Here is a 25213-nt window from a genome sequence, read left to right as displayed (position 1 = left end):
GACAAGGAAGTCCGCACATGTCGACGACGACCACCCTGACCACCATCAACCATTTCATCAACGGTGTTGAAACCGCCGGCGAAGGCGACCGCAGCCAGCCGGTCTACAACCCGGCCACCGGAGCCGTGACCGCGGAGCTGCGGCTCGCGAACCGGGCAGACCTGGACGCCACCGTCGCCGCCGCGAAGGCCGCGAGCGAAAAGTGGGGCGATTTCTCCCTCGCCAAGCGCACCGCGGTCCTGTTCAAGTTCCGCGAACTCGTCGCCTCCCACGTGGACGAGCTCGCGGCCCTGGTCACGGCCGAGCACGGCAAAGTCATCTCCGACGCGAAGGGCGAGATCGGCCGCGGACTGGAAGTCATCGAGTTCGCGTGCGGCATCCCGCAGCTGCTCAAGGGCGACTATTCGGACCAGGTTTCCACCGGCATCGACGTGTTCTCCTTCCGGGAGCCGCTCGGCGTCGTCGCGGGCATCACCCCGTTCAACTTCCCCGTCATGGTGCCGCTCTGGATGGCACCCATGGCGATCGCCACCGGCAACGCGTTCATCCTCAAGCCCTCCGAACGTGACCCCTCCGCCTCGATGCTGCTCGCGAAGCTCTGGAAGCAGGCCGGCCTGCCCGACGGCGTGTTCCAGGTCCTGCACGGCGACAAGGAAACCGTGGAGGGGCTCCTGACCCACCCGGACGTGGACGGCATCTCCTTCGTCGGCTCCACCCCGATCGCCCAGTACGTCCACGAAACCGCCACCAAGCACGGCAAGCGGGTCCAGGCCCTGGGCGGGGCGAAGAACCACGCCATCATCATGCCCGACGCCGACCTGGACAACGCCGCCGACCACCTGGCCGCCGCGGCCTTCGGTTCCGCCGGCGAACGGTGCATGGCCATCTCGGTCGCGGTCGCCGTCGGGGACGCCGCGGAGCTGCTGGTCAAGAAGGTCGAAGAACGCGCCCTCGCCGTGAAGGTCAAGAACGGAACCGAGCCCGACGCCGAAATGGGCCCGGTCATCACCCCGGCCTCGAAGGAACGCATCGTGCGGATCGTCACCGAAGCCGAAACCGCAGGCGCAGCCATGGTGGTGGACGGCCGCGAGCTTGTGGTCCCCGGCCACGAAGAAGGGTTCTGGGTCGGCCCCACCGTGATCGACCACGTCAAGACCGAAATGACCGCCTACACCGAGGAAATCTTCGGACCCGTCCTCGTCGTCGTCCGCGTCGAAGACCTGGACGAAGGCATCAAGTTGATCAACTCGAACCCCTACGGCAACGGCACGGCGATCTTCACCTCCTCCGGCGCGAACGCCCGCAAGTTCCAGCGCTCCGTCACCGTGGGCATGGTGGGCATCAACGTGCCCTTGCCGGTACCCGTGGCCTACCACTCCTTCGGCGGCTGGAAGGCCTCGCTCTTCGGCGACAAGCACATCTACGGTCCCGAAGGCGTGTCCTTCTACACCCGCGGGAAGGTCATCACCTCCCGCTGGCCCGAACCCACCCACGCCTCCGGCGCCTCCTACAACTTCCCCTCCAACTGACCCCCTCCCACCCAACTAGCTAGCAATAGTTGTCGTTATGGGCCCTCATAACGACACCAAATGCGAGTCAGTTGGGCTGCGGCCCCCGTTGGGGAGCAGTCAACGTTAAGGATTGAGCAATGACAGAGAACAAACTCATCATCGGCACGGCCCCGGACTCCTGGGGCGTCTGGTTCGCGGATGACCCCAGGCAAACCCCTTGGGAACGCTTCCTGGACGAAGTGGCCGAGTCCGGCTACAAGTGGATCGAACTGGGCCCCTACGGCTACTTGCCGAATGACCCCGCCCGCCTCGCCGAGGAACTCAAGCAGCGCGAACTCAAGGTCACCGCGGGCACGGTCTTCACGGCCTTCCACCGCGGCGCCGCACAGTATGAGGAAGCCTGGGAGCCGGCACGCAAGGTTGCCGAACTGACTGCTGCCATGGGCGGCGAGCACATCGTGGTCATCCCGGCGATGTGGCGCGACGACGTCACCGGCGAGGCGGTGGAGAGCGGGGAACTGTCGCAGGAACAGTGGAACGATCTGTTCACCGGCCACAACCGCATGGGCAAGGTGCTGCTGGAAGACTTCGGCCTCAAGCAGCAATTCCACTCCCACGCAGATTCCCACGTCGGCGCCCAAGCGGATATCGAGCACCTGCTCGCCGAGACCGATCCCCAGTACCTGAACCTGTGCCTCGACACCGGGCACGCGGAATACTGCGGAGCCTCCAGCCTGGAACTGATCAAGAACTACCCGGACCGCATCGGCTACCTGCACCTGAAGCAGATCAACCCGGACATCCTGCGAAAAGTCAACGAGGAAAACATGACGTGGGCGGCAGCCAACCTGGCCGGAGTCATGACCGAGCCGCCGAACGGGCTGCCGGATCTTCGCGCCGTCATCGAAGCCGTTGAAGGACTTAACCGCCCGATCTTTGGCATTGTGGAACAGGACATGTATCCCGTGGCTTTCGACGTTCCAATGCCCATCGCCAAGCGCACCCGCAGCTACCTGCTCTCGTGCGGCTCCCGCACGACTGTCAACTAACGCCGCCTCGCAAGCACCGACAACTAAGGACAGAAAACAATGACTGACATTCTCCGCGTTGCCGTCATCGGCGCAGGCCGCATGGGCGCCGACCACATCAAGCGGCTTAGCACCCGCGTCCACGGCGCCGAAGTGGCCGCCGTCGTCGACGTCGACCTCGCCCGTGCGCAGGCCGCCATCGCAGGGATCGACGGCGCCGTCGCCCTCGCCAGCGCCGAGGAGGCCCTCAACAACGGCGACGTCAACGCCGTGCTGATCGCCACCCCGGGGTTCCTGCACGAGGAAATCCTGTACAAGGCACTGGAGAAGGACTTCCCCATTCTCTGCGAAAAGCCGCTCACCCCGGATGCCGAGAGCGCCTGGAAGGTTGTCCAGACCGAAACGGCTCTGGGCCACAAGCGCATCCAGGTGGGCTTCATGCGCCGCTTCGACGCCGAATACGCCGCCTTGGGTTCCGTGATCCGTGACCGGGAACTCGGCGAGCTGCTCATGCTCCACCACCAGCACCGCAACCCGGACACCCCCGCGGGCTTCACCAACGAGATGCTCATCAACGACTCGGTGGTCCACGAGTTCGACGCCATCCGTTTCTTCACGGGCGAGGAGATCACCTCCGTGCAGGTCCGTCTGGGCAAGGCGACGCGCAACGCCCCGAACGGCCAGCACGATCCCCAGCATGTCCTGATCGAGACCGAGTCCGGTGTCCTGGCCGACGTCGAGATCTACGTGAACGCGAAGTTCGGCTACGAAGTCGCCACCCAGGCGTCCTTCGAGGACGGCATCGTGAGCATCGGCGGCGACGGCGGTCCTTACGTCCGCAGCGCCGGCCGCTGGGGCGGCAGGGTCACGCCCGGTTTCGAAGAGCGCTTCGGCGCCGCGTACGACGTCGAGGTCCAGGCCTGGGTCGACGCCGCCCGCCGCGGCGAGATCGGCGGCCCCACCGCCTGGGACGGCTACGCCACCGCTGCCTGCTGCGAAGCCGGCGTCGAAGCCCAGAAGTCGGGCGAAAAGGTCGCAGTACAGCTCAACACCAAGCCTGAGCTGTACAAGTAGGAATCGCCATGAAGATTGCCCTCGATCCCACGCCGTTCCACCACAGCCACAGCCTGCTGGAGTTTCCGCGGTTGGCCGCCGATCTCGGCTACAAATACCTCCAGTTGACCCCGCATGCGGACTTCATCCCGTTCTTCAACCACCCCAAGGCCGACGACGAATTGGTCGGCCAGTTGAAAAAGGCCTGCAAGGACGCCGGCGTCGAGATCGCCTCGGTGCTTCCCGTGCTGCGTTGGTCCGGACCGGACGAAGACGCCCGCGAGGCCGCAGTCCGTTACTGGAAGCGCGCCATCCGGATCACGGTCGATCTCGGCGTGCAGACGATGAACACCGAGTTCAGCGGCCGCCCGGAAAAGGCTGAGGAGTCCGAAAGGGCCTTCTACCGTTCCATGGAAGAGCTTCTGCCGATCATCGAGCGCGAAGGCCTGGACGTACTCATCGACCCGCACCCGGACGACTTCGTCGAGGACGGCCTCGCCGCGCTGCGGGTCATCCGTGGCGTGAATTCCGCCAACATCGGCATGGTGTACGTTGCCTCCCACACGTTCCACATGGGCAACAAGCCGCTCGACATCATGCGGGCCGCGGGGGACAAGCTGCGACTCGTCCACGTGTCCGACACCATGGACCACCACGCTTCACACGGGCTGCGCTACATCACCAACCCGCCCGGAAACGCCGTGCGCGTGCACCAGCACCTCAAGATCGGCGACGGCGACGTCAACTGGGACGAGTTCTTCGGCGGACTGAAGGAAATCGGCTTCCTGGACAAGGACAACACCGTCATGGTGTCCAGTGTCTTCGCCGAGGATGACAACGCGGACGAGGTGTCCCGCTACCAGTTGGAGACGATGGGCAAGTACATCGCGAAGGCCTGACCCCCAACTCGGGGGAAACGGGAGGGCTCCATCCGAATAGATCGGATGGAGCCCTCGTGTTGTTCGTGAACCGGTTATGCCGTAACGTTCAGCGATTCGGAGAGTGCTGCATCCGCGTCCCGTAGGACCTTGGCGGCCACCTCGAGACCTTCGATCCGGCCGAGGGAGGTATCTTCGTGCTCGATGTTGACGAGCATGTTCGGGTCCACTTCGTGCAAGGCACGCAGGAACTCGGTCCAGTAGGCGGTACCGTGCCCGCGGCCGAGGGCAACGAAGTCCCACGCGGAGTCCTTGGGCCACTCGTTGGCCCACTCGTCGCCGCCGAGGTTGGTGCGGTTCTCTTCGGGGGAGAGCCGGCGGAAGCTGTTGTCGAGGACCCCGTAGAGGGCGGCGTTCGCGGTGTTGACACGGACGTCTTTCGCGGCTGCCTGGAAGACCAAGGGGCCGAGTTCGCGGACCACGGCCACCGGATCCATCTGCTGCCAGAATAGGTGCGATGCGTCCAGTTCGATGCCCACGTGTGTGGCGCCCGTGAGCCCGATGAGCTTGTGGACATCGGCTGTGTTGAACACGATGTTCTGCGGGTGCAGTTCGAGGGCCACCTTGATGCCATGCTCCGCGGCGATGCGGTCGGTCTCGCGCCAGAATTTCGCCGCGACGTCCCATTGGTAATCCAACACATCGAGTGCGGCCGAGTTCCAGGCGTTGACCACCCAGTTGACCGTGGTGGCTCCCGGCTCACCCCCGGGCAGGCCGGACATGGTCACCACCCGGTTCTGGCCGAGGCGCTCTGCGAGCCGGATGGAGCGGCGGATGTCCTCGGCATGCTTCTCGCCGATCTCGCGCTTGGGGTGGAGCGGGTTGCCGTTGCAGTTCAGGCCTGCGATGGCGACGCCGGTGCCCTCGAAGATCCCGAGGTAGTCGTCACGGGCCGCATCCGAGACCAAAATGTCGTCGAAAGTAGGGACATGGACGGCGGGCAGGAATCCGCCCGTGTTGATCTCGATGCCGGTAAGACCGAGATCCGCGATAACTTTGAGGGCCTCGGGAAGCGGCCTATCGTGCAGGATTGCGTTGTAGACACCGAGTTTCATAGCGTGATCGTCTTTCCGTTGTTGAGTGCGGATTCCGTGACAGCGCCGAGCAGTTCCATGTTGCGCACGCCTTCGTCGAAGCTGGCGCAGCGGGGGAGGGACTCGGCTTCGGGAAGGCCGGCAACCTCTTCGAGGAACGCCCGGGCCTGGTAGCCGAAGGCGTCGTTCTGGCCGAACCCGACTTCGGGAGCATCCATGGCCAGGCCGCCCGCGATGTAGGGGTGGCCCGGGCCGAGGATGACCTGGCGGTAGCCGTTCTCGTTACCGGAGCCATCGTTGAGGAACAGCTGGATTTCGGAGGGGCGGCGCTGGTCGAACTTGGCCGCACCGTTCTCGCAGAACACTTCGAAGTTGAGGCTGTTGGCGTGGCCGGCGGCAACGCGGGAGACTTCGAAGCTTCCCGCGCCGTTCTCGAACGCTGCGTTGAAGGCTGCGTAGTCGTCGTTCTCTACAGCCTCGAAGGTGTCGCTCACCGCTGCATGGTCGTGTCCCATGACGGCGCCGAGCGGCAGGGGGCGCTTGTCGATGACGGTGCTGAGGCGGCCGCCCGTGATGGACTTGATGTCGCCGCAGAGGAACTCGGAGATGTACGTCAGGTGGCTTCCGACGTCGGCCAGCGCGCCTGAGCCTCGCCCGCCCTTGTAGCGCCAGCTCATGGGGGCGGACGGGCTGAAGCCGTAGTCCGTCCAGTAGCGGCCGCTGAAGTGCAGCACCTTGCCGAGGACGCCGGTGCGGATCAAGTCGCGGATGTAGGCGATGCCGGGCGTGCGGCGGAACGTGAAGCCGATGCGCGCGATGCTGGAAGCGTTGCGGGCGGCTTCCGCCATGGCACGGGCGTCCTCGATCGAGTCGCTCAGCGGCTTCTCGCAAAGTACGTGCTTGCCTGCAGCCAGGAGGCCCTCGACCACTTCGCGGTGGAGGGAGTTCGCGATGACGACGCTCACGATGTCGATATCGTCTGCTTCTGCGATCGCCTGCCACGAGGTGTCATTGCGTTCGTAGCCAAATCGTCGGGCAGCGAGGGATCCGAATTCCGCGTTCACGTCGCCGATCGATACGAGGCGCACTGGCGGAAGCACGGGGCTGTAAAGGGCAGACGCTGTGCGGTAGGCCGCCGCGTGTGCCTTGCCGGCCATTCCTGCGCCGATGACGGCGACCCCTAGGCTCTCAGCCATTGATTTCTCCTTCGAAATTCAGCCTGGGTGCCGAACACCCCTTTGGCATTTTGGAGCGCTACAATTTAGCACCGGACTCAAAGCCTAACCATGTGAGTATGTCCTGTCAATGTTCTGCGCATACCCTTGACAGCAGAGGAGAAAGGTTTCCGAACCATGAGTGCGACAAGTCCCAAAACCCGCCGCCCGACCATCTATGACGTTGCCAAACATGCCGGCGTCTCGCCGTCGTTGGTGTCTTTGGTCCTCCAAGCGCCGGCGAGGGTGAGTGACAAGCGCCGAGAAGCCGTCCAGGCTGCAATATCGGAGTTGGGCTACCGGCCCAGCCGGGCCGCGACCACGCTGGCGAGCAACCGGACCAAGAGCATCGGCCTGGTGATCGACGACTACCGGAACCTCTGGTTCGTGGACCTGCTGAGGGGCATGGAGTCCGTTCTCTCCGACCTCGGCTACCACGTCATGCTGGCCGACTCCCAGCCCGGCGAGAACCGCATCAAAGAAGCCACGGACGGCCTCCTTGCCATGCATATTGACGCGCTGGTGATCGCGGCGGAACCGAGCGAGCCCATGCTGGCCCGGACGTGGGTGCCCACGGTGGTGGCCGGGTGGCGCAAGGGGATGCCGAACGGCGCCGACCTCATAACCAACGACGACGACGGCGGAGGCGCCATGGCCGCCAGCCATTTGCTGGGGCTGGGCCACACCCGCATCGGCCATCTCTCAGGGTCCGACGGCGCGTCAGCCCATCGGCGCGCCGGTTTCCGGCGGCAGATCCAGGCCGCCGGCGTCGAACTTCTGATTGCCGAGTCTGAGGGTACATCGGAGGAAGATGGCTACGCCGCCGCCTCTTGGCTCCTGGACCACCATCCGGACACGACCGCGATCTTTGCGGCCAATGACACCATGGCGGTCGGCGCCTTTGCCGTCCTCAAAGCCCGTGGCCTTCGTGTGCCCGGCGACATTTCGGTGATCGGCTATGACAATTCCCCGTTGGCCAAGTCGAAGTACCTGGACATCACCTCCGTTGACAACCGAAGCGACGTGGTGGGGACCGACGCTGCGCACAGGCTGCTCGCGAGGATTGAAGACCCGACCCTCAAGCCCGAGCGCACCTTGATTGATCCGATCCTGGTTGTCCGCTCGACGACGGCAAAGGTGTCACACACGGCACCTTAGCCGCCATGGCACGTCATCAAACTCCTCCTTCACGTAAAAACATCCTAATGTCAGGACAAAGTGTTGACATATGTGAGGCTAGTCACCATGATCTGTGTAGAGGGCTTTGAGCTCCTGCAGAGTGGCAGGGCCACAACCCCGATCAAAGGAGATAAATCGTGAAGAAGTTTTCCTGGCGGAAGGCGGCACTCGTTGCGGCCGTCGTTCCGATGATGGCTCTCAGTGCTTGTTCCAGCACGGGCGGAAAGCCGGCTGACAGCGCCAACGCCGCCGGAGGCGGACAAGCCGTAAGCACTCCGCGCATGAAGGTGGCCCTCATCACCCACGCCGCTGCAGGCGACACGTTCTGGGACATCGTGCGCAAGGGCGCTGAAGAAGCATCCGCGAAGGACAATGTTGACCTCCTCTACACAAGCGACCCCGAAGCTGGCCGCCAGGCCCAGCTCGTGCAGCAAGCCATCGACCAGAAGGTTGACGGTATCGCCGTCACCCTCGCCACTCCGGATGCCCTCAAGGACGTCCTCAAGAAGGCCGAGGATGCGGGCATCCCGGTGGTGAGCCTCAACGCCGGCGAGGACGTCTCGGCACAGCTCGGGGCTTTTACGCACTTCGGTTCGAATGAGAAGCTCGCCGGCGAGGCCGTGGGAACCAAGCTCGCGGCGCAGGGCTTCAAGCACCCCATCTGCGTGATCCAGCAGCAGGGCCACGTCGGCCTTGAAGCACGGTGTGCGGGCGTCAAGGCGAAGGTCCCGGGAACCGAGGTCCTGTACGTAAACGGCCAGGACATGACATCGGTCCAGTCCACCGCGACTGCGAAGCTCCAGGCAGCCAAGGATGCGGACGTGATCATCGGTCTGGGTGCCCCCATCACCCTCACGCTCCTCAAGTCGGTCACTGACGCCAACAGCTCTGCAAAGGTGGCCAGCTTCGACCTGAACGCTGACCTCGCCCAGAAGATCGTGGACGGTTCCGTGCTCTTCACCGTGGACCAGCAGCCGTGGCTCCAGGGCTACATGTCCGTTGACGCCCTGTGGCAGGCCAAGCGTGGCGGCTTCAAGCTCGGCGGCGGACAGCCTGTCCTGACCGGACCCACCATCGTGGACAAGTCGAATGCTTCCGACGTCCTTAAATTCGCCCAGCAGGGCGTCCGCTAGATCCAGGATTCCGGCCGCGCGGCGGGCGACCCCGCGCGGCCTGACCAACAAGGAGTTTCTTCCTATGGCAAACACAGCAACCCTGCCGCCGGCACCGGCTTCGGCCCCCGGCGATGAGCGGATCGGACGCCGTAGCCCGATCCAGAAGTTTTTGGGGAGGCCTGAAGTCGGCGCCCTCGTGGGGGCCGTTGTCCTCTTCATTTTCTTCGCTTCGGTGTCCGGGACGTTTACCCAGCCGAATGCTTTGGCGACGATTCTGTATGGTTCTTCGACGATCGGGATCATGGCGGTGGGGGTGTCGTTGTTGATGATCGGCGGCGAGTTCGACCTTTCCACCGGTGTGGCCGTGATCTCCTCGGCCCTGACGGCGTCGTTGTTCAGCTGGAACTTTTCCCTGAACGCGTGGGTCGGCGTCGTGCTGGCCCTCGTCGTCTCGCTCGGCATCGGTTTCATCAATGGGTGGATCCTGGTCAAGACGAAGTTGCCGTCCTTCATCGTGACCCTGGCGACGTTCCTGATGCTCACGGGTTTGAACCTGGCGTTGACCCGGCTGATCGGCGGGTCGGTGTCCTCGCCCTCGATTTCGAAGCTGGATGGTTTTGATTCGGCGCATGCGGTGTTCGCGTCCTCGGTCAGCATCGGCGGGGTCGAGGTGAAGATTACGGTGTTCTTCTGGATCATCCTGGTCGCGATCGCGTCCTGGGTGTTGTTGCGCACGAAGGTCGGGAACTGGATCTTCGCCGTCGGCGGGGACGCGAACGCTGCCCGTGCGGTGGGGGTGCCGGTGACGAAGACGAAGATCGGTTTGTTCATGGCGGTCGGGTTCTGCGGCTGGATCCTGGGCATGCACAACCTGTTCGCGTTCGACGCGGTGCAGTCCGGTGAGGGTGTGGGCAATGAGTTCCTGTACATCATTGCCGCGGTGATCGGCGGGTGCCTGCTCACCGGCGGCTATGGGTCGGCGGTGGGCGGTGCGATTGGTGCGTTCATTTTCGGGATGGCGAACAAGGGCATCGTGTATGCGCAGTGGAACCCGGACTGGTTCAAGTTCTTCCTGGGCCTGATGTTGTTGCTGGCCACCATCGTGAACCTCATCGTCAAACGCCGCGCGGAACTGAAGTAGAAGGGCGCAGAAGAAATGAATGCGAAACAGATCGACCAGCAGACCCTGCTGCGCGAGGAGAAGGACCCGTTGACCCACACCCCCGTGCACCTGCTCTCGCTGGAGGCGGTGGGCAAGCACTACGGGAACATCATCGCCTTGCGCGACGTGACGATGGCCGTGGACAACGGCCGGGTGACCTGTGTGCTGGGGGACAACGGTGCGGGCAAGTCCACGCTGATCAAGATCATCGCCGGCCTGCACCAGCACGACGCGGGGGTGTTGAAGATCATGGGGGAAGAGCGGAAGTTCAACTCCCCTAGGGACGCGTTGGATGCCGGGATCGCGACCGTGTACCAGGACCTGGCCGTGGTGCCGTTGATGCCGATCTGGCGGAACTTCTTCCTCGGCTCGGAACTGACCACGGGGTTCGGGCCGTTCAAGTCCATGGACGTGCAGAAGATGAAGGACATCACCCTGACCGAACTGGCCCAGATGGGCATCGACCTGCGCGATGTCGAACAGCCCATCGGCCAGCTCTCCGGCGGTGAGCGCCAGTGCGTGGCGATCGCGAGGGCGGTGTATTTCGGGGCGAAGGTGCTGATCCTGGACGAACCCACCGCCGCGCTGGGCGTGAAGCAGTCCGGCGTCGTGCTCCGGTACATCCTGCAGGCCCGCGACCGGGGCCTGGGCGTCATTTTCATCACGCACAACCCGCACCACGCCTTCCCGGTCGGGGACCGGTTCCTGCTCCTCAAGCGCGGCAAGTCCATCGGCTACTACGACAAGAAAGACATCACCCTGGACGAGTTGACGGCCCAGATGGCCGGCGGCGCGGAACTGGCCGAACTCGCCCACGAACTCGAACAACTCGGCGGCCACACAGAAGCCCTCAAGGAAGTCCAAGCCGAAGTCGCCGGGGTCACAGAAGTCACCGACGTTGCCGACACCTCAAGGGAAAACACCCCGCGGCACGCCTAGCGCGGGGATAGCGCGGATGGAGACGGGGGTCCGCCGGATCAAGCGGACGGGCCCCCGCTCGCCATGCCACCGCGGGAACGGGAACAACGTAGTAGACGGGAAGACAACATGCCGATCCGGGTAGGCGTTATCGGCGCCGGCGTTATGGGCGCAGACCACATCAGGAACCTCTCCACCACCATCAGCGGGGCCGAAGTCACCTTCGTGGCAGACCTCGACGCCGGACGTGCGGCAGCTGCGGCGCCGCCATCCGCGCGCATCACCACCGATCCTTCCGAGCTGATCAACTCCAGCGACGTTGACGCCGTCGTCGTCGCTTCCCATGACTCCACCCATGCGGGACTCGTACTGGAATGCTTCGAGGCGATGACGCCCGTACTGTGCGAAAAGCCGTTGGCCCCCACGCTCCTGGAAAGCCGCGACGTCGTGGAGGCCGAAGCCGACCTCCTGGCCGCAACGGGTGCCAGACTGCTGTCGATGGGCTTCATGAGGCGCTTCGACCCCGGCTATGTCGCGCTCCGCGAAGCGACCCGGGCACGCACCCAAGGCGAGCCATTGCAGGTCCACTGCACCAGCCGGACCGCCTCCGCGGGACCCGGCGCGAGCTCGGAGTCAGCCATCACCAACTCGGCCATCCACGAGCTCGACATCATCCCCTGGCTGCTGGACTCGCCCATCACCGAGGTGTCGTGGCAGTCGGGGCGAAGTTCCCGGCACAGCACCGGTGACCTGCGGGACCCAGCCTTCATGCTCCTGCGCGCGGCCGACGGCACCCTGGCAACGCTCGAACTCTTCCTCAACGCGCGGTACGGCTACACCACCCGGTGCGAGGTCGTGTCAGAGTTCGGCACCGCGGCCCTGCCGGAACCAGCAGCCCTCGATGTCCGGCAAGAGGGGAAGCGCAGTACCGAAATCCCCGCCGATTGGCGTCCCCGCTTCGCCGACGCTTACCGCTTCCAACTCCAGGCCTGGATTTCAGCACTCGAAAAGGGAGAACCTGCCCCGCTCGCCACAGGGGAGGACGGCCTGCGGGCGTCGCAGCTCGCCCAAGCCATGATCCGTTCGCTCCACAGCGACGGAGCCTACACGAAAGTGGTCTACTGATGGTTTCATCCGGCCTTCCGGAATCCAGCCTTCCAACATCAAGGGTCCCGGATTCCCGCGACGCTCCTGCATTGCGTTGGGGGATCATGGGCCCTGGGTGGATTGCCGAACGCTTCACGGAATCGGTGCAGGCCCACTCAACGCAAGTGATTGCCGCCGTCGGCTCCCGTTCCTTGGACCGGTCGAAGGTGTTCGCGGACGCTTTCCGCGTGCCCGCCGCCTACGGGAGCTACGAAGAGCTGGCCGCGGCTCCGGACATCGACATCGTCTACGTATGCACGCCGCACAACTTCCACCACGAGGCTGCCGTCCTCGCCATCGACGCTGGCAAACACGTCCTCATCGAGAAGCCGATCGGCCTCAACGCGGCGCAGGCGCGGGATATCGCAACCCGCGCCAAGGCAGCCGGCGTTTTCGCCGCTGAGGCCATGTGGAGCGTCTTCCTTCCGAAGTTCGACGTGATCCGGCAAGTGCTCGACGCCGGGACGCTGGGTACCGTGACAACGGTCCTGGCGGAATACGGCGAGCACTTCGAACGGAGTCACCACATCTTCGACCCTGCACTGGCTGGTGGGCCCCTGCTGGACCTGGGCACCTACCCACTGGCGCTCATCACCGAGGTTCTCGGGGAGCCCGAACGCTTGAGCGCTTTCGGCGAGCCGCACGATTCCGGTGTCAACGGCCAACTCTCCGCCATCATGCAATTCCCGGGCGGAAGCCAGGCCGTCATGAATACGCACCTGCATAACTTCACCCCCACCGCGGCAACAATCGTTGGCTCCAAGGCCACGTTGACGATCGACGGGCCCTTCAACATGCCCGGCGGATTCGAGATCCGGTTCCCGGACGGCACGCGGCTTCGCCACAACGAGGCTGCGGGCGGGCATTTGGAAGGCCTGCACTTCGAAGCCGCCGCGGTGGCGCGCGCCACCGCCGCCGGTGAGACGGAAACCCCAGAACGGCCCCTGGCCTCCTCCATCCGGACGATGGAAGTTGCCGATGAGATCCGCCGCCAAGTGGGCATTGAATTTCCGGGCGAAGGCAACGCGCCCGCCTGAGCAATTGTTGTACTGACTATCGAAAGGACGGGCCCATGGCCTACATCGAACAGCATTCAGCCGAAGTTCCCACGCCCGTGCGGCTTGGCCTCATCGGCTCCGGCTGGATGGGAGCGTTCCACGGCGAAAGCATAGCCCGCAGGGTTCCCGGCGCGGTCCTGGCCGCCGTCGCCGATCCCAACGTGGACTCCGCAGCGTCCGTGGCTGCCCAGCTTGGCACGGCGAAGGTCACCGCAGACGCTGCGGACATCATGGCCGATCCGGACATCGACGCCGTGATCATTGCCAGCCCGGCGCGCTTCCACGCTTCCCTGATTGCCCAGGCCGCCGCCGCGGGCAAGCACGTGTTTTGCGAGAAGCCCGCGGGCCAGAGCCTCGAAGAGCTCGACGCCGCGCTACTCGCCGTCGAAACGGCAGGGGTACACTTCCAGATCGGCTTCAACCGCCGCTACGCCACCGACTTCCAGGCCGCCAAGAAGGACCTGGCCCAAGGAATTGTGGGAGAGCCGCAGCTCTTGCGCTCCTTGACGAGGGATCCGGGCACCGGGAGCATCGGACACGCAGCCAGGATTCCGGCGTGGACGATTTTCCTGGAAACCCTCATCCACGATTTCGACACCCTGAACTGGTTCAACGAAGGCGCCGAACCGGTGGAAGTCTACGCAGTCGCGGACGCACTGGTGGAACCGGGCTTGCGTGACCAAGGATTCCTGGACACCGCCGTGGTCACCATCCGCTACAGCAATGGCGCCCTGGCAGTAGCGGAAGCGAACTTCAGCGCGCTGTACGGCTACGACGTCAGGGGCGAGGTCTTCGGCTCCAAGGGCATGGTTCAGGCTGGCCGGCCCACCGAAACTGCTGCCGTGCGGTACACCGCAGAGGGCCTTTCCGCAGAGACGCCGAGGCTCAACGTGGAACTGTTCCGCGACGCCTACACCGATGAGCTCGTGGACTTCGCGGCGGCAGTCCGCGCGCGCCGCGATGGCACGCAACCGCCGTCGGGCGCCTTCACCCTCACCCCCGGAGCTGCTGACGCGCGGCGCGCCCTGGCGATGGCGCTGGCGTGCATCGAGTCGGTCCAACAAGGCGGACCCGTGGCGGTCACGGCTGTTTCGAGCAACAAGGCCGGTGTCTGATGCGGCTCGCCGTATGCGCCGAGATGGTCTTCACGGAGCTGCCGTTCGCCGAACGGGTGCGCCGGATCCATGAGGCCGGATTCGACGTCGAACTCTGGGACTCGAGGAGCAAGGACATTGCGGCACTCAAGTCGAGCGGCGCGGTCTTTTCCTCTATGACCGGCTACACGTCCGGCAGCCTGGTTGACGCAGACACCGCCGACGATGTGGTGAGGACGGCGGAGACGCTGATTCCGACCGCCATGGAACTCGGCGTCAGCCGCATGGTGGTGCATTCGGCGGAACTGATCGACGGCAAAGCAGCCCGGCCCGCCTACCGGTCCAACGGCAGTATGTGGATCACGGGTGCCCGGACCTTGGAACGCCTTGGCGCGCTCGGGGAAAAGCATGGACTGACGTTCTGCCTGGAAAACCTCAACACCGTGCTGGACCACCCCGGAATCCCGCTGGCCCGGGCCAAGGACACGTTGGCGCTGGTGGAGGCGGCCGGACACCCCAATGTGAAGATGATGCTTGACCTCTACCACGCACAGTTGGGGGAGGGGAACCTCATTGAGCTGGTGCGCACTGCCTTGCCGCACATCGGCGAGATCCAGGTGGCGGACGTCCCCGGCCGCTGCGAGCCAGGCACCGGCGAAATCAACTACCCGGCGGTGGCCCGGGCGCTCATGGCTGCAGGCTATGAAGGCACTGTCGGCATGGAGGCATGGGCGAGCGGCGATGACATGGAGGCGCTTGACGCGTTCCGCCGGGCGTTCACGCCTGGCGTCGCGGAATCCCGGAACAGCTCAGCATTTTCAACGGAGGCAGCACTATGAAGGACGTCGTTCTCGGACTGGTTGGAGTGGGGCGGATCGGCGTCATGCACGCCAACAACATAGCCGCCCTCAACGGGGAATTGAATGCGCAGGGCATCAACGTCGAGTTGCGGCTCACGGATGTGGCTGAAGACCATGCCCGCAAGGTGGCAGCCGGGCTCGGCGCTCAATTCCTGCCCTCGGTGGAAGCCTTGATCGCCTCCGGAGTGGATGGGCTGGTCATCGCGACCGGAACGGGCACCCACCCGGAACTGATCCGCGCGGGAGTGGACGCCGGTATCCCGGTGTTCTGCGAGAAGCCCGTGGCCATGAATGTGGCCGAGTCGCTGCCTGTGCTTGAACATATCCGCGCCAACGATGGGGTGGTTCAGATCGGCCACCAGCGCCGCTTTGATGCCGGCTACCTCGAGGCCAAGCGCGCCTACCAAGCGGGAGAACTCGGCTGGATCCACTCCCTGCGCGCTGTGACCTGCGATATGGCTCCGCCGCCCGTGGAGTTCCTGGCAACGTCCGGCGGGCTGTTCCGCGATTGCTCGGTCCACGACTTCGACATCCTGCGGTGGTTGACCGGCCGCGAAATCGTGGAGGTCTATGCCAAGGGTTCCAACAACGGCGATCCCGCCATCGGCGAAGTGGGCGATGTGGACACGGCCTTGGCATTGATCACATTCGACGACGGGACGGTCGGCACCGTGTCGGCAACGCGTTACAACGGCGCAGGGCACGACGTCCGCCTCGAAATCCAAGGTTCCAACCGGTCTCTCATGGTCGGCCTGGACGACAAGACTGCCTTGGAATCGGCCGAGGCAGGCGTCGCTTTCCCGTCCGGAGAACCCCACAAGACCTTCGCCGAGCGCTTCGACCAGGCCTATCGCTCTGAAATGGCAGCGTTCGTCGAATTGGTCCTGGGCCAACGGGAGAACCCGTGCACCCCGGAAGACGCCGTCGCAGCTTCCCGCGTAGCCGACGCCGCGCAGGAGTCGCTGGCAAGCGGGGTTCCCGTCAGGGTGGCGCTGGTAACGGCCCAGGCCAACTAGGCGACTACCCGCCCCAACTAGCTAGCAGTTGTTGTCGTTTTGGAGGCCCAGAACGACAACAACTGCTAGCTAGTTGGGTGCGGGAAGGACTTAGGCGCCGAACGGCAAGCGCGGGTCGATGTCCTGTCCGTCCCAGCTCTGCCGCACCCACCCGTGGTGGGGGTCGTCGCTGATGAGCCATTCGCGCACGGGTCCCGGGCCGGCCATGACGTTGAGGTAGTACAAGTCGTAGCCGGGAGCGGCCATGGCGGGGCCGTGCCAGCCGTAGGGAACAAGAACGACGTCGCCCGTGCGAACCTCCGCGGCCACATCGATCGGGCGCTCATCGGAGGCGTAGACGCGCTGATAACCGATCGCGTCGGCGTCGGCCGGGGCGCCGGAACCGTCAGCCACGCGGGTCTCGAAGTAGTAGATCTCCTCGAGCTGCGTTTCGCCGTCCTTTTCCTCGTCATGCTTGTGCGGGGGATAGGAGGACCAGTTGCCCGCGGGGGTCAGCACTTCGCAGACGATGAAACGGTCGGCCTCGAGGGCGGCAGGCGTGCCGAAATTGTGGACCTGGCGCGAACAATTGCCCGCTCCGCGCAGCTCAACGGGGGTTTCCGAGGCGGTGACCAGCCTCGTGGGGTACGACGCGTTGGCCGGGGCGGTCGCGACGGCGACGCGGCCGCCGTCGGGCGAACTGATGGTAACGGCGGCATTCGTGCCGGAATAGAGGACATCGCTGGGGCCATGGAAAACCGACGCCCGCCCCGCAAGGGCATACTCGACGTCGTCGACCGTCACCGTGAAGGCGCCGTTGAGCGGCACAATGATCCGCTCTTCAGCTGCTGCGGGGAGTACGACGGCGGCGCCCGCGGCTAGCGTGGCGACCTTAAGCCCGGTGTGGGCCCAACCGTCCACAGTCAACGCGGAATCGGAGGTTCCGAGCGAGATGTCCCAATCGCCGTCGTTGGCGGTTCCCAGTGGATAGACCCAGTTGGCCATGAAGTTGTGTCCTTGCGTTAGCGCTGTACGAGTGTCATTTCAAAGCTGTAGGAATCGGCCCGGTAGACGTGGTGGCCGGTCTCGACCATGCGTCCGGTGTCGTCGACGGCGGTGCGTTCCATGGTGACCAAAGCCGAGCCGACTTCCGCTTCCAAGAGCGGTGCTTGGTAGTCGTTGGCGATCATGGCGCCGATCCGCTGCGAAGCGAGGCGGAAGTTGACGCCGCCGCGGCGAAGGATGGCGTAGAGGCCTTCCTCGGCGAGCATGGCTTCGTCCATGGTGGCGATGTCGTCGCGGACCCAGTTCTCCATGAGCGCCAGCGGCTTGCCGCCCACTTTGCGCAAGCGGGTGAAGTGGTAGACCTTGGAACCGGCCGGGAGCTGGAGTGCGGTCAGCGTGGCTGCGTCCGCCTCCATGTGCGAAAAGCTGAGGACCTGCGTTGTGGGCTTCTTGCCGTTGTTAGTCAGGTCGTCGTAGAGGCTGGAGAGTTCCAGGGGCCGGCGGACCTGGCTCGACACCACCTGGGTACCGACGCCGCGCTTGCGGACCAGAAGGCCCGAGCGGACGAGCTCGTCCATCGCCTTGCGCATGGTGGGCCGGGACAAGTTCAGCTGGGCGGCGAGGTCAATCTCGTTGTCCAAACGGCTGCCGGGCTCAAGGACTCCGCTGTGGATGGCGGCCTCGATGCCCTGGACCACCTGGTGGTACAACGGCACAGGGGAAGAGCGGTCGATAGTGAGGCCAAGTTGATTCGCCATTGCATGCTCCCTCGCATTCCGGGACTGTCCCGGAAGTTGCGGCATGTCCTCTCATGTTCGCTTGATAGGACATACTGCTTTACTGATGATAGCAGGAGCAATGCGCGGGTCAAGGGTGCCGGAGGCGCCTTTATTGTGCCGTGTCACGGGTCTTGTTTGGGACATGTCCAGACATCAGGACGAGGCGGTTTAGCGGTGACGGCGGTCGATGCGCCTTCCGGCGTCGGGCGCTTTCAGCGGTGCGCCTCAGCGGCGGCGGGCGCTGCTGCGTTGACGGACGTACCCGACGGCGGCAAGGACCGCGCCCAGTCCCTCGGCGACCGCGCTGAGGGTCTTCTCGAAAAACCATACGGGCTCGTACATGGACGGGAGTGGACCGATGGCAGGGATGTCGACATAGCGGTAGAGGAGGACCGCTATGAAGGCGCTTCCCGCGACGATCACTGCAGCCGCGTAGGCCGGCCGGCTGCCTCGGATCAGGACATACAGGGCCACGAGGATTGCGGCTGCGCCCTCGAGCCGAAACAGGTTGCCTTCCCCGATTCCACCAGGCGCACCCAATTGGTAGCCGGAGGCAAGATCGAAGTGCACCACGGCGTCGGTCACCAGGGCCGCCGCCACAAGCAGTCGCAACAGGATGTCCTTCGGCCTGCGGCTCATGGGCTTGCGGCGGGCCGCTTCACGGGTGCTCATTTCACGACCAGCGTTCCGTGCATATTGGAGTGGTAAGCGCAGTGGTAGGGATAGCTGCCCGGCGTGGTGGGCGCCGTGAACTGGGCTGTCCCGCCTCCGCCATCGACGGCGGCGTCGAAGGCCTTTCCGTCGTCCGAGGTGACCGTGTGGGCCTGGGCGTCCTCATTCTTCACGGTGATTTTGGCTCCCGGGCTGACCGACACGGGTCCTTGGTAGCCGAAGTCCTTGATGGTGATGGTGAGCGATTGCGAGGTCCCGGAAGGCGGAGCAGTCGAGGACGCGGCGGAAGGCGGGCTCGACGATGCGCCCTGGTAACCAGCTCCGGATGCACCGCAACCACTCACGGCGATCAGGGTGGCCGCTCCAACGATGACCATCATGGCCTTGGGATTGTTCCTCATGATGGGTTCCCCGTTCCTCGTGTCCGATGGCGCGAATGTGCTTGCCACATTGATGAGACGAATTCCAGGGCGGTCAGGTTCACGGGCGCGGGCAATTGATTTCGGCCAGCGTGGAGTCCCCTCGATCACCCCACTGGACGGAGCGTCCTGCAGACCTCCACGAAAGCCTTGAACGGGGCGAGCCGTTCCTCGATAGGCAGCTGCGAGGCCTCGGGATGCCATTGCACGGATGCCACCCAGCGCTGCGGATCCTCGAGGGCCTCTACCGTGCCGTCCTCCGCGACCGCCGTCACCACTAAGCCATCGCCTACCCGCGCTACGGCCTGGTGATGTCCCGATGCGATCCGCACCGAGTCCCGTGAGCCGTAGAGTCCGGCCACTTTGGAATCCGGTGAAAGTTCGACGTCGTGCCACCCCCAGGCGCTGAGCTCACCTTCCGCCGGGGTCGGGCCGTTATGCTCCACCAACGACGGCTGCATGTCCTGGATGAGCGTCCCGCCGTAAGCGACGTTGAGGAGCTGGTGGCCGCGGCAGATGCCGAGGGTGGGCAAACCGGCGTCGAGCGATCCGCGGGCGACGGCCAAGTCCAAGCGATCCTGGTCAGGATTGACGTCATAGCAGGCTTCAGTTGCTTCTTCACCGTAAAGTCGCGGATCCACGTCCCCGCCGCCGGGCAGCAGAACCCCGTTGAGGGACCGGAGTTCGGTGGCCAGCCGGCCGGTTTCGTCAGTGAAGGAGGCGTCCAGCAGGACAGGCTCCGCACCGGCGTCGCGCAATAGCTCGACGATGAAGTCGAAGAGTTCATTCGCCTCCCCGATGCGAGGATCCGTGATTTCGGAGCTGCTGAGGCGGACGGGAATGCCGATCCGGGGCCGGAAGCTGCTCTGCTGTTCGGAAGTCTGCATGCTCCATGATGCACTGGCCGGCCGACTCCTGCGCAACGGGAATCGCGGGCTTACGCTGATGCCATGAATCCGTCCCGCGCCCTGACTCCCAGTCCCCGCACGCTCGACATTGAGAGCGTGGCCCATTTCGACAGGCTCCTGAGCTCCGGTGCCGCGACGATGCACGGATGGCACGCCCAGTCGCTGGACCTGCGGGGTCGACGCGCGGACCTGCAGCGGCTGGATCCCCAAGGCGCCATCTTCCTGGGCTGCACCTTCGACGACGGCGTGGAGGACTCCCTGCGCAGTCGAGGCGCACTCATCTTTCCCAAGCTGCGCGGGGTGCCGTTCAACCCGTACCGGGGCAGCCTCTACAGTGCAGCCGAACTGTACGAGGACATCGACTCCACGGAGTACGAAGCAACCCTCGACGCGCAGGTCTACCACTGGAGCATCATGCCAGGGCAGCGGACCAGCCTGGACGCCACCCTCGCTGCTGCGCTGCACGACCACGCTATTGGGGACGCCCTGGACGAGCTCCTGGGCAACGGGGATTTCGCGGGGAACAAGATCGTGGGAGTCATGGGCGGGCACGCCGCGCGGCGCGGAACACAGGACTTCGACGACGCCGCGCGGCTGGGCCGGCTCCTGGCCCTGTCCGGCTTCACGGTAGCCACCGGGGGAGGGCCGGGTGCCATGGAAGCCGCCAATTTGGGCGCCTACTTGAGTGGACTGCCCGACGCCGACTTCACCGTCGCGCTGCAGTCGCTCGCGGTGGTGCCGGGTTTCCGCCCCTCGGTGACGGCCTGGGCGCGGGCGGCGGCCGCCGTCGTCGGGCACCATCCGAGCGGAACGACGTCGCTGGGCATCCCCACCTGGTTCTACGGGCACGAGCCGCCCAACCTTTTCGCTACCCACATCGCCAAGTACTTCGCCAACTCCATGCGCGAAGCGATTCTGCTCGAGCTATGCAACGGTGGGATCGTGTTCCTTCCTGGCTCCGCCGGCACCGTTCAGGAAATCTTCCAGGACGCGTGCGAGAACTTCTACGGCGCCCCGGAAACCGTCACGCCCATGGTGCTCGTAGGGCGCGAACACTGGGAGCACAAGTATCCAGCGTGGCCCATGTTGCAGAGCCTTGCTGCCGGGAAAGTGATGGAGGGCCGGATCTTCCTGGTGGACAGCGTCGAAGAAGCACTCGCCGTCGTCGCGGGCTAACTGCTTGGGTTCCGCCCGGCACCGGGGGACATGTCCAGCCTTGGCTCGGAACATTGGACATATTGCGAATATGCCCATCTTTGGACCTCACGGCTGGACATGTCCCTATCCGCGAAAGCATTATGTCCGCTGCTGAGGCCTAGGGCTGGGCATGTCCCGTGGATGACGAGTGAGCATGTCCATTGCGTGAGTTCAGGGCGGGGCATGTCCGGTGCGATACGGGGATGCCGGGCTAATGCGTGGGCCGCCCGCCCAGGCGAGTGGTGATCTTGCGGGCTGCGTCTTGGCATGCCTCGCCGAGGCTGGCGAGGGTGTCCTGCGAAACCCGGAACTTCGGCGCAGGTATGAGGACGGAGGCCACGATGTCTCCTCGATGGTCAAAGACAGGCGACGCAACACCGACTTCTTCGATGGACGTTTCGCCGAAATTGAAGGCCCATCCCCGGGTCGCAGACTCCTGGAGCCGGACCAGGTAGGCCTCGAGGGACTCCTCGTCGAGACCGGGCAATGTGATGGAGCCGCTGCGGAGGAGCTTGCGGACGCGGTCGGCGTCTTCGGTGGCAAGAAAGACTTGCACCGAGGAGCTGAATGCCTCGTTGTAGCGAGCACCCAACGGTGCGAGGTGCTTGACCTGGTGGCGGCTGGCGATTTGCTCCACGCACATGGATTCGCTCCCGTTCCACACCATGAGGGCGCTCGTCTCGCCTGTCCGTTCGCTCAACTCGCGCAACACGGGATAGGCCACCCGGCGCTCTTCCAGCTCGGCGAGGAGAGGCCCGGCAAGGGCGATCATCCCCAGGCCCAGCCGGAAACGGCGGGACTCGGGGTCGCGCTCCACCAGATGTTCCTGTTCGAAGGTCGCGAGGATCCGGGACACCGTGCTTTTGTGCAAGCCGATCCTACCGGCGATCTCGGTGACACCCAGCAGGGGTTCCTCTGCGGTGAAGCTGCGCAGCACGGCAATGCCGTTCTCAAGTACCGAAGCGCCTCTGGAATCGCCGTTGGCCGGAGTTTCGCTGGTGGATGCGCGCGGTGTTGCGCGCGGTGTTGCACGCGGTTCTGCACGTGGTGTTGCATGCCGTTCTGCTGGGGTCATGATGGTCACTATATGGCTCTTTTAATGGGGACATGCCCAGCCTTGGCCCAGAGCAATGAGCATATGAGTCATATGTCCACTGCTCGGGGGCAAGGCTGGGCATGTCCATGGGAGGTGGGGGTCAGGCGCCGATGATGTTGTATTCCGGGCCGAACGGGAACTTGGTGATGTTCTCGGCACCGTCTTCACCGACCACCAGGATGTCGTGCTCCCGGTACCCGCCGGCACCGGGCTGGCCGTCGAGGACTGTGATCATCGGTTCCATGGAGACCACCATGCCGGGCTCGAGGACTGTGTCGATGTCTTCGCGCAGTTCCAGTCCGGCTTCGCGGCCGTAGTAGTGCGAGAGGACGCCGAAGGAGTGTCCGTAGCCAAAGGTTCGGTTGGCGAGCAGTCCGTGCGAAACATAGATCTCGTTGAGCTCGGCGGCGATGTCTTTGCAGACTGCCCCGGGCTTGATGAGTTCCAATCCGCGCTTGTGTACTTCCACGTTGATGTTCCACAGTTCCAGGGAGCGTGCATCAGGTTCACCGTAGAACAGGGTCCTTTCCAGGGCCGTGTAGTAGCCCGAGGTCATGGGGAAGCAGTTCAATGACAGGATGTCGTGTTCCTGGATCTTGCGGGTGGTGGCCCAGTTGTGGGCGCCGTCCGTGTTGATGCCCGACTGGAACCACACCCAGGTATCGCGGATTTCGGAGTCCGGGAACGTCCGGGCGATCTCGTGCACCATGGCTTCGGTGCCGATCAATGCCACCTCGTACTCGGTGATTCCGGCCGTGATGGCGTTGCGGATCGCTTCGCCGCCGAGATCGCCGATCCGGGCGCCGTGCTTGATGACTTCGATCTCTTCGGCAGATTTGATCATGCGCTGACGCATCGCGGCCTGGGCGACGTCCACAAGGGTCGCGCCGGAGAAGGCGGCCTGGATCTTGTTGCGGTTGTCCAGGGGAAGGGAATCGTCCTCGACACCCAGGCGCCGGACGTTGATGCCGCGGGTACGCAGCACTTCCTGGATGCCGAAGATGTAGTTGTCCCGGCGCCAGTCCGTGTAGACCAGGTTGTCTCCGTAGCTGCGGCGCCACGGCATTCCGGCGTCGATGTTGGCGGTCACCGTGACGGTGTCGTCGGCCGTGACAACCATGGCGTAGGAGCGGCCGAAGTAGGTGAACAGGAAATCGGAGTAGTACTTGATGGAGTGGTAGGAGGTCAGGACGACGGCGTCCAGATCCTTTTCGGCCATGATCCGGCGAAGACCCGCGAGGCGTCGTTCAAACTCTGTGTCGGAGAACGTCAGGGAGACTTTCTCTCCGTTGTTGAGGACCTTGAGGCGCTCAAGCTTGGCGACATCGCTGACGGCTTCATTCTCGGTGATGGTCATGGGTGGTGTTCCTTTCAATGGGTGGGTTGTTTTCAGTCCTGCTGCAGGGGCTTCTTGGAAGTCTCCACAGCGAAGAGGACCGCGATGAGGGAAATGACGGAGGCGGCCACGAGATACCAGCCGGGGGCCAGTTGGTTGTGGGTCAGGCCGATGAGGAGTGTTGCCATGAACGGGGCGGTGCCGCCGAACAGGGCGTTGGAGAGATTGAAGCTGACGGCGAAGCCGCTGTAACGGACCCTCGTGGGGAAGAGTTCGGCCAGGAAGCTGGGCAGCGTGCCGTCGTTGAGGGTGAGCATGCCGCCCAGCAGGATCTGGACCAAGACAATGACCAGGAAATTGCCGGTGTCGAGGAGCATGAATGCCGGAACGGTGAGCACCACGAACAGGACGGATGCCGTGATCAGCATGCGCTTGCGGCCGAACCTGTCCGACGCGATCCCTGTCAGGAAGATGAATCCGATGTAGCTGAGGAGGGCAATCGTGGTGGCCAGGAACGATTCCGCCGCACCGAAGTGAAGCTCCTCGGAGAGGTACGTCGGCATGTAGCTGAGGATCACGTAGAAGCCGACGGCGTTGAGCAGCACGGCGCCGGTCGCGATCACCAGCTGCTTGCGGTACGTCTTGAACATCGCGAAGGCCGGAGCCTTGACCGCGGTGTCTTTCGCGGCCATTTCGCGGAATGCCGGGGTGTCCTCGAGCTTGGTGCGGATGTAGCGGCCAATCAGGCCCATCGGGGCAGCCAGGAGGAAGGGCAAGCGCCAGCCCCATTCGCCGAGCTGCTCGCTGCTCAGCACCGAGCTGAGCAGCGCCGCCAGGAGGGAACCGAGGAGCAGCCCTGCCGCGGTACTGGCAGGTACGACGGCGGCATAGAGTCCGCGCCGATTGGCCGGTGCGTACTCCACCAGGAAGGCTGAGGCGCCTGCGTATTCGCCTGCTGCCGAGAAGCCTTGGACAACGCGGACAAGCAGCAAGAGGACGGGCGCCATGACGCCGATGGTGTTGTAGCCGGGGATCAGGGCGATGCAGAACGTTGCCACGGACATGAGCACGATCGACAGGGAGAGTGCGTGCTTGCGGCCGAGCCGGTCGCCGATGTGGCCCCAGATGAATCCGCCCAATGGACGGACGAAGAAGGAGACGGCAAAGACGCCGAACGTGGCGAGCAGGGCTGTCTGCCGGTCCGATGCGGGGAAGAAGACGGTCGAGATGATCCCGGCAAGGTAGCCGTAGACGGCGTAGTCGAACCATTCGACGAAGTTGCCGATGAAGCTGGCAGTGATGACTCGGCGTCGGGTGTCTTTGCTGACGGTGTGGCTAGTGGCTGGTTTTTGTGTGGCGCCTGGGGCGGTAGCCGCATCGGGAAGGTCGCCGGATCCGCCTTTGGATCCGGCGCGAGCGCTTCCCGGGATTGCTGCCACGGAGGATGTTTCGTTTTTCATGAATCCACCAAGACGATTGGGGTTGCATTCAATGCA

At 64.4% G+C, this 25213-nt stretch carries 24 protein-coding genes; 14 read left to right on the top strand and 10 right to left on the bottom strand.

All coding sequences use genetic code 11. The features are described 5' to 3' along the window. Positions 1 to 17 precede the first annotated feature (17 nt). The 4 genes from ACSBOX_RS16560 (at position 18) to ACSBOX_RS16545 (ending at position 4491) form a co-directional block, all read left to right on the top strand. Positions 18 to 1529, top strand: coding sequence for a CoA-acylating methylmalonate-semialdehyde dehydrogenase (locus ACSBOX_RS16560; RefSeq protein ID WP_442543427.1), 1512 nt, complete (start codon positions 18 to 20; stop codon positions 1527 to 1529). A gap of 119 nt (positions 1530 to 1648) precedes the next feature. Continuing rightward, entirely contained in the window at positions 1649 to 2560 is a 912-nt protein-coding gene (locus ACSBOX_RS16555) for a sugar phosphate isomerase/epimerase family protein (RefSeq protein ID WP_442543426.1), read from the top strand. A gap of 39 nt (positions 2561 to 2599) precedes the next feature. Continuing rightward, complete coding sequence (locus ACSBOX_RS16550) at positions 2600 to 3613, top strand: Gfo/Idh/MocA family protein (RefSeq protein ID WP_442543425.1); 1014 nt, start codon at positions 2600 to 2602, stop codon at positions 3611 to 3613. Between the two features lie 8 nt (positions 3614 to 3621). Beyond that, complete coding sequence (locus tag ACSBOX_RS16545; RefSeq protein ID WP_442543424.1) at positions 3622 to 4491, top strand: sugar phosphate isomerase/epimerase family protein; 870 nt, start codon at positions 3622 to 3624, stop codon at positions 4489 to 4491. 74 nt (positions 4492 to 4565) lie between these two features. Here ACSBOX_RS16545 and ACSBOX_RS16540 read toward each other — a convergent pair whose 3' ends face one another. After that, positions 4566 to 5585 (bottom strand): sugar phosphate isomerase/epimerase family protein, encoded by a 1020-nt coding sequence (locus tag ACSBOX_RS16540; protein ID WP_442543423.1) that lies wholly within the window; start codon positions 5583 to 5585, stop codon positions 4566 to 4568. Continuing rightward, positions 5582 to 6760, bottom strand: coding sequence for a Gfo/Idh/MocA family protein (locus tag ACSBOX_RS16535; RefSeq protein ID WP_442543422.1), 1179 nt, complete (start codon positions 6758 to 6760; stop codon positions 5582 to 5584). Before ACSBOX_RS16535 ends, ACSBOX_RS16540 begins: the two co-directional genes overlap by 4 nt. 156 nt (positions 6761 to 6916) lie before the next feature. On the opposite strand from ACSBOX_RS16535, the gene ACSBOX_RS16530 reads away from it, so the two are divergent. The 9 genes from ACSBOX_RS16530 (at position 6917) to ACSBOX_RS16490 (ending at position 16326) form a co-directional block, all read left to right on the top strand. Then, a complete protein-coding gene (locus ACSBOX_RS16530) occupies positions 6917 to 7936 on the top strand; it encodes a LacI family DNA-binding transcriptional regulator (RefSeq protein ID WP_442543421.1) in 1020 nt (339 codons plus the stop codon). Positions 7937 to 8094: 158 nt separating this feature from the next. Next, a complete protein-coding gene (locus tag ACSBOX_RS16525; RefSeq protein WP_442543420.1) occupies positions 8095 to 9090 on the top strand; it encodes a substrate-binding domain-containing protein in 996 nt (331 codons plus the stop codon). A 64-nt stretch (positions 9091 to 9154) separates the two neighbouring features. After that, positions 9155 to 10213 carry an ABC transporter permease gene (locus tag ACSBOX_RS16520; RefSeq protein WP_442543419.1) on the top strand — a complete coding sequence of 353 codons (1059 nt, stop codon included), beginning with the start codon at positions 9155 to 9157 and terminating at the stop codon, positions 10211 to 10213. A gap of 15 nt (positions 10214 to 10228) precedes the next feature. Continuing rightward, positions 10229 to 11173: an ATP-binding cassette domain-containing protein gene (locus ACSBOX_RS16515; protein ID WP_442543418.1), complete on the top strand. Its 945-nt coding sequence runs from the start codon at positions 10229 to 10231 to the stop codon at positions 11171 to 11173. A 108-nt stretch (positions 11174 to 11281) separates the two neighbouring features. Then, positions 11282 to 12277 carry a Gfo/Idh/MocA family oxidoreductase gene (locus ACSBOX_RS16510; protein WP_442543417.1) on the top strand — a complete coding sequence of 332 codons (996 nt, stop codon included), beginning with the start codon at positions 11282 to 11284 and terminating at the stop codon, positions 12275 to 12277. Beyond that, on the top strand, positions 12277 to 13335 hold the full coding sequence (locus ACSBOX_RS16505) for a Gfo/Idh/MocA family protein (protein ID WP_442543416.1): 1059 nt from the start codon (positions 12277 to 12279) through the stop codon (positions 13333 to 13335). Before ACSBOX_RS16510 ends, ACSBOX_RS16505 begins: the two co-directional genes overlap by 1 nt. A gap of 35 nt (positions 13336 to 13370) precedes the next feature. After that, positions 13371 to 14471: a Gfo/Idh/MocA family oxidoreductase gene (locus tag ACSBOX_RS16500; protein ID WP_442543415.1), complete on the top strand. Its 1101-nt coding sequence runs from the start codon at positions 13371 to 13373 to the stop codon at positions 14469 to 14471. Next, positions 14471 to 15289 (top strand): TIM barrel protein, encoded by an 819-nt coding sequence (locus tag ACSBOX_RS16495; RefSeq protein WP_442543414.1) that lies wholly within the window; start codon positions 14471 to 14473, stop codon positions 15287 to 15289. The genes ACSBOX_RS16500 and ACSBOX_RS16495 overlap by 1 nt, the downstream gene beginning before the upstream one ends. Continuing rightward, positions 15286 to 16326 carry a Gfo/Idh/MocA family oxidoreductase gene (locus ACSBOX_RS16490; RefSeq protein ID WP_442543413.1) on the top strand — a complete coding sequence of 347 codons (1041 nt, stop codon included), beginning with the start codon at positions 15286 to 15288 and terminating at the stop codon, positions 16324 to 16326. Before ACSBOX_RS16495 ends, ACSBOX_RS16490 begins: the two co-directional genes overlap by 4 nt. Before the next feature lie 90 nt (positions 16327 to 16416). Here the strand turns inward: ACSBOX_RS16490 and iolB are convergent, their stop codons facing one another. From iolB to ACSBOX_RS16465, 5 genes are all read right to left on the bottom strand, one after another. Then, positions 16417 to 17310, bottom strand: coding sequence for a 5-deoxy-glucuronate isomerase (iolB, locus tag ACSBOX_RS16485; protein ID WP_442543412.1), 894 nt, complete (start codon positions 17308 to 17310; stop codon positions 16417 to 16419). A 17-nt stretch (positions 17311 to 17327) separates the two neighbouring features. Next, complete coding sequence (locus ACSBOX_RS16480) at positions 17328 to 18068, bottom strand: GntR family transcriptional regulator (RefSeq protein WP_059388160.1); 741 nt, start codon at positions 18066 to 18068, stop codon at positions 17328 to 17330. A 246-nt stretch (positions 18069 to 18314) separates the two neighbouring features. Further along, the gene (locus tag ACSBOX_RS16475; protein WP_442543411.1) at positions 18315 to 18761 is read right to left on the bottom strand and encodes a hypothetical protein; all 447 of its coding nucleotides are present in this window, start codon (positions 18759 to 18761) and stop codon (positions 18315 to 18317) included. Then, the gene (locus tag ACSBOX_RS16470; RefSeq protein ID WP_442543410.1) at positions 18758 to 19162 is read right to left on the bottom strand and encodes a cupredoxin domain-containing protein; all 405 of its coding nucleotides are present in this window, start codon (positions 19160 to 19162) and stop codon (positions 18758 to 18760) included. Before ACSBOX_RS16470 ends, ACSBOX_RS16475 begins: the two co-directional genes overlap by 4 nt. Positions 19163 to 19287: 125 nt before the next feature. Beyond that, positions 19288 to 20067, bottom strand: coding sequence for a gamma-glutamyl-gamma-aminobutyrate hydrolase family protein (locus ACSBOX_RS16465; RefSeq protein WP_442543409.1), 780 nt, complete (start codon positions 20065 to 20067; stop codon positions 19288 to 19290). Positions 20068 to 20130: 63 nt separating this feature from the next. Between ACSBOX_RS16465 and ACSBOX_RS16460 the strand changes: the two genes are divergently transcribed. Beyond that, entirely contained in the window at positions 20131 to 21264 is a 1134-nt protein-coding gene (locus ACSBOX_RS16460; RefSeq protein WP_442543408.1) for an LOG family protein, read from the top strand. Between the two features lie 232 nt (positions 21265 to 21496). On the opposite strand, the gene ACSBOX_RS16455 is transcribed toward ACSBOX_RS16460, so the two are convergent. The 3 genes from ACSBOX_RS16455 to ACSBOX_RS16445 all read right to left on the bottom strand — a co-directional run bounded on the left by ACSBOX_RS16455 (position 21497) and on the right by ACSBOX_RS16445 (position 25177). Continuing rightward, the gene (locus tag ACSBOX_RS16455) at positions 21497 to 22360 is read right to left on the bottom strand and encodes an IclR family transcriptional regulator (protein ID WP_442543407.1); all 864 of its coding nucleotides are present in this window, start codon (positions 22358 to 22360) and stop codon (positions 21497 to 21499) included. 121 nt (positions 22361 to 22481) lie between these two features. Next, on the bottom strand, positions 22482 to 23738 hold the full coding sequence (locus ACSBOX_RS16450; RefSeq protein ID WP_442543406.1) for an aminopeptidase P family protein: 1257 nt from the start codon (positions 23736 to 23738) through the stop codon (positions 22482 to 22484). Between the two features lie 32 nt (positions 23739 to 23770). After that, positions 23771 to 25177 (bottom strand): MFS transporter, encoded by a 1407-nt coding sequence (locus tag ACSBOX_RS16445; RefSeq protein WP_442543405.1) that lies wholly within the window; start codon positions 25175 to 25177, stop codon positions 23771 to 23773. Positions 25178 to 25213: the final 36 nt, after the last annotated feature.

It is taken from the genome of Arthrobacter sp. KN11-1C (assembly GCF_052180225.1).
In the GTDB taxonomy this organism is placed as follows: domain Bacteria; phylum Actinomycetota; class Actinomycetes; order Actinomycetales; family Micrococcaceae; genus Arthrobacter.
The sequence above is the reverse complement of the archived record's forward strand: the minus strand, read 5'-3'. Positions and strand labels throughout refer to the sequence as shown.